Origin of the sequence: Erwinia sp. SLM-02, assembly GCF_037450285.1 — a bacterium.
Classification (GTDB): Bacteria; Pseudomonadota; Gammaproteobacteria; order Enterobacterales; family Enterobacteriaceae; genus Erwinia.
Genome location: NZ_JAQISN010000002.1, coordinates 808,738 through 819,182, shown reverse-complemented (window position 1 = coordinate 819,182; position 10,445 = coordinate 808,738). Strand labels below are relative to the sequence as shown.

8 protein-coding genes are annotated in these 10,445 nt (G+C 57.1%); 5 read left to right on the top strand and 3 right to left on the bottom strand.

Features of this window, described 5'->3' with window-relative positions; all coding sequences use genetic code 11:
* Positions 1-313: 313 nt before the first annotated feature.
* From PGH32_RS16865 to aceK, 5 genes are all read left to right on the top strand, one after another.
* Positions 314-1,471, top strand: a complete 1,158-nt coding sequence (locus tag PGH32_RS16865; protein ID WP_443112796.1) for a porin — start codon at positions 314-316, stop codon at positions 1,469-1,471.
* Positions 1,472-1,657: 186 nt separating this feature from the next.
* On the top strand, positions 1,658-2,587 hold the full coding sequence (gene metA / locus PGH32_RS16860) for a homoserine O-acetyltransferase MetA (protein WP_337894628.1): 930 nt from the start codon (positions 1,658-1,660) through the stop codon (positions 2,585-2,587).
* Between the two features lie 345 nt (positions 2,588-2,932).
* The gene (gene aceB, locus PGH32_RS16855; RefSeq protein WP_337894627.1) at positions 2,933-4,531 is read left to right on the top strand and encodes a malate synthase A; all 1,599 of its coding nucleotides are present in this window, start codon (positions 2,933-2,935) and stop codon (positions 4,529-4,531) included.
* A gap of 20 nt (positions 4,532-4,551) precedes the next feature.
* Positions 4,552-5,856, top strand: a complete 1,305-nt coding sequence (gene aceA / locus PGH32_RS16850) for an isocitrate lyase (protein WP_337894626.1) — start codon at positions 4,552-4,554, stop codon at positions 5,854-5,856.
* A gap of 58 nt (positions 5,857-5,914) precedes the next feature.
* Positions 5,915-7,660 (top strand): bifunctional isocitrate dehydrogenase kinase/phosphatase, encoded by a 1,746-nt coding sequence (aceK, locus tag PGH32_RS16845; protein WP_314427728.1) that lies wholly within the window; start codon positions 5,915-5,917, stop codon positions 7,658-7,660.
* A gap of 3 nt (positions 7,661-7,663) precedes the next feature.
* Here aceK and PGH32_RS16840 read toward each other — a convergent pair whose 3' ends face one another.
* From PGH32_RS16840 to iclR, 3 genes are all read right to left on the bottom strand, one after another.
* On the bottom strand, positions 7,664-8,596 hold the full coding sequence (locus PGH32_RS16840; protein ID WP_123332106.1) for a phosphatidate cytidylyltransferase: 933 nt from the start codon (positions 8,594-8,596) through the stop codon (positions 7,664-7,666).
* Positions 8,593-9,417, bottom strand: coding sequence for a lysophospholipid acyltransferase family protein (locus PGH32_RS16835; protein ID WP_337894625.1), 825 nt, complete (start codon positions 9,415-9,417; stop codon positions 8,593-8,595). Before PGH32_RS16835 ends, PGH32_RS16840 begins: the two co-directional genes overlap by 4 nt.
* 153 nt (positions 9,418-9,570) lie before the next feature.
* Complete coding sequence (gene iclR, locus PGH32_RS16830; protein ID WP_314427736.1) at positions 9,571-10,404, bottom strand: glyoxylate bypass operon transcriptional repressor IclR; 834 nt, start codon at positions 10,402-10,404, stop codon at positions 9,571-9,573.
* Positions 10,405-10,445 lie beyond the last annotated feature (41 nt).

Here is a 10,445-nt window from a genome sequence, read left to right as displayed (position 1 = left end):
CGCGACACCCGGAGGGCGGCCCACAGGGAAGTGGGCCGTAAACTGCCAGGCATCAAATAAAGCAGAAGGCCACCCTTACGGGTGGCCTTTTTGCGTTTACGCACCTGATAATCTCCGCTTAATCTACTTTCTTTGCGCCGACAGCCAGCGCTCAATGAAGTCAGCAATAACCGAATGTTTCCTGCTCGTCTGCAGGCAACAGAACATGCTTCCCGGTGCGATCTGCGCACGAAACACCCCCACTATTCCCCTCCCTTTCACTCAAAATAGACGGCTTATGACAATCAACCTCAAAAGGACAGTTGGGGAACAGATGATCGCATCCAAAAAAAGATATGCTATCCACGCCGGCCTGCTGATGTTCGCCTGCTGGAATACCGATCTTTGCGCAGAAGTTACGCTATTACAGCAGAACAGAGACAGCCCGGACTGGCTGAGCCGGCTCAATCTCTCCGTGAACGGCAGCATCCGTCCACAGTTCAATGACGTTATGGGTGGCAGCGACAAAGGCTCCTACCAGCGAAATGGCTTCGATGATGGCGATAACCAGACCCGTTTTGGCTTCGCAGCGGACTACTATCTGCGCGATGGCGTAAGCTGGTACACCTATTACGAAGTGGGTGTGAACATGCCAGCCTTGTTTGACTGGAAAAATCACTACGAGAAGGGCAGCACCTACACCACCCGGCGTATGCTCTTCACCGGGCTGAAAGCCGATGATATGGGAGAGTTAACCATCGGTCAGCAAACCAGCATCTACTACGACGTTGTCGCGGCAAAAACTGACCTTTGGGACGATGATATGCTCGCCCAGGCCTCGGGCGTGGGCATCAACGGAGCTTATGACGGTTCATACCGTCCGCGTAAACAGCTCAAGTTTAAAAACAGCTACGGCAGGCTCGATCTGTATGGCGGTTGGTTATTTCCAGACAGTGAGTACCTGGTCGGTGACGGCACCCGTTATCGTCGAAAAGGCGGAGGATCGCTGGGATTTGACTACCATATCGCCGACGATCTTAGTCTTGGTATGGCGTGGAATGAGACACGTGCAACCATCAAGCACCCGGGCGCTGACGATGACAAAACCTATAATCAGCATATTATGGGGGCTGCCCTGAGCTGGGTACCCGATAACTGGACCTTCGCCGTGGGGGGTGGCTGGTACAAAAACTTCCTGCAAACGCAATCTCACCGCACGGATAACTACTTTGCCGGCAATGCGTGGGGCATTGAGTACTATGCTGGCTATAACGTTCATATCGATCGCGCGGGTCTGAAAACCGTGCAGCCCTTCTTTATGGGTGACCGCCTGGAGTACGTCAGCGGCAGGGACTACAAGCGCATCGATAACGGAGTGGGCATCCTGCTTGCCTTTGCCTACGGGTTCAGCGTTGATTATGAACATATGTTTACCTCCAGCACCGACAGACTCGGCGATGTGAACTTTGTGCGCCTGAGTTACGACTTCTGAGTTTTCACTGCAGCCAGATTAAAATGCGATATCACCGCGATAATTCGCCACGGGATCCGCTGGCTGCTCCTCACCCTGAAACATTTTCAACTATCTTATGAACAACTCGACTTTTGTTATGCATCACGCTATCTTCAGGCATCTGGATGTCTAAACGTATAAACGTATGTAGTGAGGAAGTTGACCATGCCGATCAGGGTACCTGATGAATTACCAGCCGTGAGTTTTCTGCGCAATGAGAACGTCTTTGTTATGACGTCAACTCGTGCCAGCACTCAGATGATCCGTCCCTTGAAGGTGCTGGTACTGAATTTGATGCCAAAGAAGATCGAAACTGAAAACCAGTTTTTGCGTCTGCTTTCCAATTCACCGTTACAGATTGATATTCAGCTGCTGCGCATCGACAGCCGTGAGTCCCGCAACACGCCCAGCGAGCACCTTAATAACTTTTACTGCAATTTCGAAGACATCAAGCACGATAACTACGATGGGCTGATCGTCACCGGAGCCCCGCTCGGACTGGTCGATTTCTGCGATGTTGCCTACTGGCCGCAGATCCAGCAGGTACTGCACTGGGCGCGTGAGCACGTGACCTCCACGCTGTTTGTCTGTTGGGCGGTACAGGCCGCGTTGAACATTCTGTACGGCATTCCTAAGCAGACGCGGGAAAACAAGCTATCGGGCGTGTTCGAACACCAGATCCTCCATCCGCATGCGCTACTGACGCGGGGTTTTGACGATACCTTCCTGGCACCCCACTCGCGCTATGCCGATTTCCCGGCGCAGATCCTGCGTGATTACACCGATCTGGAAATCTTTGCCGAATCTGAAAAAACCGGTGCTTACCTGTTTGCCAGCAAAGATAAACGCCTGGCCTTCGTTACCGGGCATCCGGAATACGATGCGCTGACGCTCTCGGGCGAATATCACCGCGACTACGAAGCGGGGCTAAAGCCCGAGATCCCCTACAACTACTTCCCGCAGGACAATCCCGAGCTTCCGCCAAGCGCGAGCTGGAGAAGTCACGGCAACCTGCTCTTTTCAAACTGGTTAAACTACTACGTCTACCAGATCACACCATTCGATCTGCGCCATATGAACCCAACGCTGGACTGATTGTTCCCACCCGGTTGCAGGCATAATCAGCCAGGCTGATTCCTGCGATCGGGTCGATCCCCAAACCCATTCTTGTGCCACTCCCCATCTATAATCCAGCCTGTTCAGTCGAAATCTGCTGAATCGATCCATTTCTTTACGCATCAAAAATCATGATGAAAACACCTTCACATCTTCAAGTATTTTTATTCTGATATAAATCAATTAATTAAAACCATTTAATAATTAAAATGGAAATAGTTTTTGATTTTGAAAATTAACTGTTTATATTTTGATCCTGCGGGTTAAAGATTGTCCACTTAACGATCGTCACGCCAGGCGGACGAAACTGACAGGAGCAGGGGTATGACACAACAGCTAATAAGCGCGGATCTCACCTTCCAGCGCCGGCCTGGCCAGCAGGAACGCGAAATTCTCACGGATGCAGCGGTCGATTTCCTTACCGAACTGGTGACGCGCTTCACGCCACAGCGCAACGCGCTGCTGGAAGAACGAGTAAAAACCCAGCGCAGAATCGATGCCGGTGAGCTGCCTGGCTTTATTTCGGAAACGACTTCCATTAAAAACGGTGACTGGCAGATCCGCGGCATTCCGCGGGATTTGCAGAACCGCCGGGTGGAAATTACCGGTCCCGTTGAGCGCAAGATGGTGATCAATGCCCTGAATGCCAACGTCAACGTGTTTATGGCCGATTTCGAAGATTCACTGGCCCCGAGCTGGGACAAAGTGATCGCCGGGCAGATCAACCTGCGCGATGCGGTTAACGGCACCATCAGCTACAGCAATGAAGCGGGCAAAATCTACCAGCTGAAGCCGAATCCGGCGGTGCTGATCTGCCGCGTTCGCGGCCTGCACCTGCCGGAAAAACACGTTACCTGGCGGGGAGAGGCGATTCCGGGCAGCCTGTTTGATTTCGCCCTCTACTTCTTCCACAACGTAGAGGCACTGCTGGCGAAAGGGAGCGGCCCCTATTTTTACCTGCCGAAAACGCAGACGTATCAGGAAGCCGCCTGGTGGAGTGAAGTGTTCAGCTACGCCGAAGATCGTTTCGATCTGCCGCGCGGTACGATCAAAGCCACCCTTTTGATCGAAACGCTGCCGGCGGTATTTCAGATGGATGAGATCCTCTGGAGCCTGCGCGATCACATCGTAGGCCTCAACTGTGGGCGCTGGGATTACATCTTCAGCTACATCAAAACGCTGAAAAACCACCCCGATCGTGTTCTGCCGGATCGGCAGTCGGTCACCATGGATCAGGGCTTCCTTGATGCCTATTCGCGGCTGCTGATTAAAACCTGTCACCGTCGTGGCGCATTCGCGATGGGGGGAATGGCGGCCTTTATCCCGAGCAAAGATGCGGAACGCAACGAGTGGGTACTGAACAAGGTGAAAGCCGATAAACAGCGCGAAGCCAGCAACGGTCACGACGGTACCTGGGTTGCGCATCCCGGCCTGGCGGATACGGTGATGGAGGTCTTTAACCAGACGCTGGGCGACGAGCTGAACCAGCTGCACGTGACGCGTGAAGAGGATGCCGCCATCACCGCCGAACAGCTTCTGGCCCCATGTGACGGCGAGCGAACCGAAGCCGGAATGCGCGCCAATATTCGTGTGGCGGTGCAGTACATCGAATCCTGGATTAACGGCAACGGCTGCGTACCGATTTACGGGCTGATGGAAGATGCCGCGACGGCGGAAATCTCCCGCACCTCCATCTGGCAGTGGATCCGCCACGGAAAAACGCTGCAAAGCGGTGAAACCGTAACCCAGGCGCTTTTCCGCAGGATGCTGACGGAAGAGATGCTGGTCATCCGCGAAGAGCTCGGCGGTCAGCGCTTCGAGCAGGGCCGCTTCGAAGAGGCCGCCGCCTTAATGGAACGTATCACGACAGAATCCGAACTGGTTGAATTCCTGACATTACCCGGCTACCGCTTACTTCCCTGAACCTGACAAGGAACACTGCTATGAACTCACGTACCCAACAGATCCAACAAATCGAACAATCCCGACGCGATGCACGTTGGGAAGGCATTACCCGCCCTTACAGCGCGGAAGAAGTGGTGAAGCTGCGCGGTTCGGTCAATCCGGCCTGTACGCTGGCCCAGCAGGGCGCTGAAAAGCTGTGGGCGCTGCTCAACGGCGGTGCGAAAAAAGGCTACGTTAACAGCCTCGGCGCGCTGACCGGCGGCCAGGCATTACAGCAGGCGAAAGCCGGCATTGAGGCAATTTACCTCTCCGGCTGGCAGGTGGCCGCCGACGCTAACCTGGCCTCGAGCATGTACCCGGACCAGTCACTTTACCCGGTGAACTCGGTGCCGTCGGTGGTTGAGCGCATCAACAACAGCTTCCAGCGTGCGGATCAGATCCAGTGGGCCAACGACATTGATCCGGGCGATCCGCGCTACGTGGATTATTTCCTGCCGATCGTCGCCGATGCGGAAGCCGGTTTTGGCGGCGTGCTGAACGCCTTTGAGCTGATGAAGTCGATGATTCAGGCCGGCGCTGCCGGAGTGCACTTCGAAGACCAGCTGGCCTCGGTGAAGAAGTGCGGCCATATGGGCGGTAAAGTGCTGGTGCCAACCCAGGAAGCCGTACAGAAGCTGGTTGCCGCACGGCTGGCTGCGGATGTGATGGGCGTCCCCACGGTGCTGATCGCCCGCACCGATGCGGATGCCGCCGATCTGATCACCTCCGACTGCGACGAGTACGACCGTGAATTCGTGACCGGCGAACGCACTCAGGAAGGCTTCTACCGCACCCGTGCCGGGATCGAACAGGCCATCAGCCGCGGGCTGGCCTATGCGCCGTATGCTGATATGGTGTGGTGCGAAACGTCAAAACCGGATCTAGACCAGGCGCGACGCTTCGCCGAAGCCATCCACGCCCGCTTCCCGGGCAAGCTGCTGGCCTACAACTGCTCGCCGTCGTTTAACTGGAAGAAGAACCTCGACGATCGCACCATCGCCCGTTACCAGCAGGCGCTGTCGGACATGGGCTACAAATACCAGTTCATCACCCTGGCCGGCATTCACAGCATGTGGTTCAACATGTTTGACCTCGCACAGGCCTACGCGCAGGGCGAGGGAATGCGCCACTACGTGGAAAAAGTGCAGCAGCCGGAATTTGCCGCTATCGACAAGGGCTACACCTTCTCTTCCCATCAGCAGGAAGTGGGGACCGGCTACTTTGACCGCGTGACCACCATTATCCAGGGCGGCAGCTCTTCCGTCACCGCGCTGACCGGTTCTACAGAAGAAGATCAGTTCTGATAAACGGGCGGGCTATCTGGCCCGCCACAACATGTTTAGCCGGTTGATGAGGTGAACGATGTCGGAGAGGGAAACGCTGATAGCCCAGACTATCCTGCAGGGGTTCGATGCCCAGTACGGTCGCTTTCTGGAAATTACCGCCGGTGCCCAGCAGCGCTTTGAGCAGGCCGACTGGCAGGCGGTGCAGCAGGCGATGAAGGCGCGTATCCATCTTTACGATCACCACGTCGGGCTGGTTGTTGAACAGCTACGCTGCATCACCGGCACACAGTCGGAAGATCGGGACGTTCTGCAGCAGGTAAAAAGCATCTACACCGGGCTGCTGCCGGACTATCCGCGTTTCGAAATTGCCGAAAGCTTCTTCAACTCCGTTTACTGCCGTCTGTTCAGCCATCAGTCGCTGACGCCGGAACGGCTGTTTATTTTCAGCTCTCAGCCCGAGCGGCGCTTTCGTACGATCCCGCGGCCGCTGGCGCGGGAGTTCAGCGCGTCGGCAGGCTGGCAGCCGCTGTTGAATCGCCTGCTGCACGATCTGCCGCTGCGCCTGCCGTGGCAGGATCTGGCGCGGGATATCACGTTTATCATCAGCCATCTGCGGGAAAACTTCAGTGAAAGCGACCTGCAGCAGGCAACGCTGCAGGTCGCCAACGAGCTGTTTTACCGCAATAAAGCGGCGTGGCTGGTGGCTAAACTGCGCACGCCTTCCGGTGTATGCGCGTTCCTGCTGCCCATCCACCGCAGCGATGCGGGCGAGCTGTTTATCGATACCTGCCTGACCCGCAACCGCGAGGCCAGCATCGTCTTCGGCTTCGCCCGTTCTTACTTCATGGTGTATGCGCCGCTGCCCGCCGCGCTGGTCGAGTGGCTGCGGGAGATCCTGCCGGGGAAAACCACCGCCGAGCTGTATATGGCGATTGGCTGCCAGAAGCACGGCAAAACGGAAAGCTACCGGGAATACCTCAACTATATGGCCGCCACCCGCGAACAGTTCGTTATCGCCCCCGGCGTTCCGGGCCTGGTAATGCTGGTGTTTACGCTGCCGGGATTTGACCGGGTGTTTAAGGTGATCAAAGACACCTTTGCGCCGCAGAAGGACGTCACGCCGCAGCGGGTACGCCAGTGCTATCAGCTGGTCAAAGAGCACGATCGCGTTGGCCGCATGGCCGACACCCAGGAGTTTGAAAACTTCGCCATCGAACAGGCGAGGCTCAGCCCGGATCTGCTGGCCGCGCTGTGGCACGAGGTACCGGAAAAACTACAGCAGCAGGGGGAGATGTTAATCATCAGCCATCTGTATATGGAACGCCGGATGACGCCGCTCAATCTGTGGCTGGAACAGTCCGACGATCGGCAGCGGCACGATGCGATTGAAGAGTATGGCAACGCGGTGAAGCAGCTGGCGGCGGCCAATATTTTCCCCGGCGATATGCTGTATAAAAACTTCGGCGTCACCCGCCACGGGCGCGTGGTGTTCTACGACTACGATGAAATCAGCTATATGACCGAAGTGAACTTCCGCGACATCCCGCCGCCGCGCTACCCGGAAGACGAACTGAGCCACGAGCCGTGGTACAGCGTGGCGCCGGAGGATGTTTTCCCGGAAGAGTTTCGCCACTACCTCTGCGCGGACCCAAAGATAGCGCGGCTGTTCGACGACATGCACGGCGAATTGTTCCGCGCCGACTTCTGGCGCGGGCTACAGCAGCGGATCCGCAACGGGCATATTGAAGATGTCTTTGCCTACCGCCGCCGGCAGCGCTTTTGCCAGCGCTACGGCGACGGCCAGCTCGGCCAGGCGTGCTGAAAATCAGGTATAGAAGTAGCGCACCACGTGGAAGAATACCGGCGCGGCGAAGCAGAGTGAATCGATGCGATCCATCATGCCGCCGTGCCCCTCGAGCATCGCGCCGAAATCTTTCACGCCACGATCGCGCTTGATTGCCGACATGCACAGGCCGCCCAGGAAGCCGAGCAGGGTGATCAGCAGTGAAATCAGAAACGCCTGCCACGGCGCAAACGGGGTTATCCACCACAGCCCCATGCCGACCAGGCTGGCGCTGAGGATGCCGCCGACAAAGCCCTCCACCGTTTTATTCGGGCTGAGCTTCGGCACAATCGGGCGTTTGCCCCACAGCTTGCCGAACACATACTGCAGCACGTCGGAAATCTGCACCACAATCATCAGGAACAGCAGCAGCTTGATATTCTGCTGCTCATAGCCGGGGATCTGCAGCATCAGCAGGGCCGGAGCGTGGCTGATGCAGTAAACGGCGATCATCATGCTCCACTGTATTTTAGCCGCGCGCTCCAGGAAATGGCTGGTATCCCCCGCCAGCGCCAGCCGGGCAGGAATAAACAGCCAGGCGTAAACCGGGATCAGGATGACAAACACGCCGTACCACTCAATGCCGACCAGCAGGTACTGCAAAGGCAGGATGACAAAGAAGCACCAGAACAGCGCCTCGTGATCGCTGCGGCGCGTCGGCAGCAGGGTGATACACTCCCGCAGCGCATAGAACGACATCAGCATAAACAGCACCGTCGACCCGATGGGCCCGAGCGTCATCGCCAGTACGGAGATAATGCACATCACCCACCAGGCGCGAATGCGCGCGTTCAGGTTTGCGATAGTGTCATTCTGCTTAAACTTTGCCAGCACGCCGCCAATGATGCTGGCCACCAGCAGCAGGCCAAACAGGCCGCACAGCAGCCAGCTCAGTTCGGTATCCCAGATTTTCATGGTGCAATCGCCTCCAGTGCGGCTTTAGTCCTTGCCAGAAAGGCCTGTTTATCTTCCCCGTCTTCCGCACCCGGCAGCGGCGCACCGAAGGTGGCGCTACAGATAATCGGCACCACCAGCCGCGACCCTTTCGGCAGTACCCGGTTAAGATTATCCAGCCAAACCGGCACCAGCTCGACATGCGGATAGGCTTTGGAGAGGTGGTAAAGGCCGCTCTTGAAGCTGTTGAGCTGCTCGCCGCTGCCGCGCGTACCCTCGGGGAACAGGATCAGCGAGTGCTGGCTGTCCAGCGCCTGCTTTAGCGGCAGCAGAACGTCTTTGCTCATCGATGAGCTGTTCGCACCATGGCCCTGGTCTGACAGGGTCATGTCGCTAGCCTCAATGTGTTCTTTCTGCAAAGACATGCTACCGATGTCACCGTTCTCTTGTTGCGGGCTGCCGGTGTTCGCATTGGCATCCGGCACAACCGGCGCGATATCCGCGCTGTGTACTTTTTCCGGTTTCGCCTCCCGCTCCCCGGCAGGGCGGCGTTCAACCAGCACCGCGCCAAAAATCCGCAGTGCCAGATAGCGCCGCAGGCGGGAACCCAGCCAGTAATCCGCCGCCGCCACCGGGTGAACCCGGGTGCGCATCTGCGGCGGCAGGCTGGCCCAGATCACCAGGCCGTCGAGGTGGCTGCTGTGGTTGGCATAATAGATGCGGGTTTTTTCCGGGGCCGGCTCGCTGTGCCAGCGGGAGCGAATACCGGTGAGTAAGCGGCAAACGGTGACCAGCAGCGTGCTGACCAAGCGGCGATCGAGGGATAAGCGTGAATCAGGCATCGCTCAGGCTCCTCCCAGCGTCTGAAAACGTTGACCGGACGGAAACCCGCCTCTGTGGCAGATTGTCCATACAAACCAGTTGGTACAGAACGTCCTTATCCATCCAAAACCCTCAGCGTTGAAAAATAATCAATAGACTGCGTTGACGGGCAGTCAGTGACTGCCGCCGTATTCGCGGGTGATCTCTTTTGCCGCTTTAATCACCATCGCGCCGATCTCGGTCACGCGATCGTCGGTGATACGGGAAATCGGGCCGGAAATCGACAGCGCGGCAAACGGTTCGCGATGCTCATCGTAAATGCAGGCAGCAACGCAGCGTAATCCCAGCGCATGCTCTTCATCATCAAAGGAATAGCCCGCTTTACGCGTCTGCGCCAGGTTATCTTTCAGGCTCTGCGGCGACATCAGCGTTTTCGGCGTGTAATGGTGCAGCCCCTGGCGGTGAAGCAGCTCGGTTACCTGCTTCTCATTGAGGTTGGCAAGGAACGCTTTACCCGCGCCGGAGGCGTGCATCGGCAGCTTGCCGCCGATGGGTGCCGACATGCGCATCAGCTGGGTACACTGAACCTGGTCGATAATCACCGCCTGATGATCGCTGAGATCCAGCACCGCCAGGTTAACCGTCTCGCCTGACTCCTCCATCAGCCTGCGCAGCATCGGATGCACCAGCGCCAGCAGATTACGGCTTTGTAGGAAGCTGCTGCCTACCACAAACGCGTGCGCACCGATGGTCCATAAGCCTAAATCACCCACCTGGCGCACAAATCCCTGCTGCTGCATGGTGGTCAGTAATCGGTGCGTGGTGGAGTTGGGTAGCCCGGCCTGCTGGGCCAGTTCGGTCAGCGCCACGCTGCCGTGGGACTCGGCAATAAACTCCAGCAGCTTGAGGCCGCGGGTTAACGACTGAACCTGGCCAGCAGGTTGTGCTGTCTGAGCGCCGGCAGTACGGGGTTTCTTGCCGCGTTTAACCGGGACGGGGGTAGCCATATCTGAGTCCTTTATTTTTCACCATATGGAAATCATTTTCG

Coding starts and splice junctions, on each gene's coding strand:
- PGH32_RS16865 (WP_443112796.1), top strand. CDS start 314: ATGATCGCATCCAAAAAAAGATATGCTATCCACGCCGGCCTGCTGATG.
- metA (WP_337894628.1), top strand. CDS start 1,658: ATGCCGATCAGGGTACCTGATGAATTACCAGCCGTGAGTTTTCTGCGC.
- aceB (WP_337894627.1), top strand. CDS start 2,933: ATGACACAACAGCTAATAAGCGCGGATCTCACCTTCCAGCGCCGGCCT.
- aceA (WP_337894626.1), top strand. CDS start 4,552: ATGAACTCACGTACCCAACAGATCCAACAAATCGAACAATCCCGACGC.
- aceK (WP_314427728.1), top strand. CDS start 5,915: ATGTCGGAGAGGGAAACGCTGATAGCCCAGACTATCCTGCAGGGGTTC.
- PGH32_RS16840 (WP_123332106.1), bottom strand. CDS start 8,596: ATGAAAATCTGGGATACCGAACTGAGCTGGCTGCTGTGCGGCCTGTTT.
- PGH32_RS16835 (WP_337894625.1), bottom strand. CDS start 9,417: ATGCCTGATTCACGCTTATCCCTCGATCGCCGCTTGGTCAGCACGCTG.
- iclR (WP_314427736.1), bottom strand. CDS start 10,404: ATGGCTACCCCCGTCCCGGTTAAACGCGGCAAGAAACCCCGTACTGCC.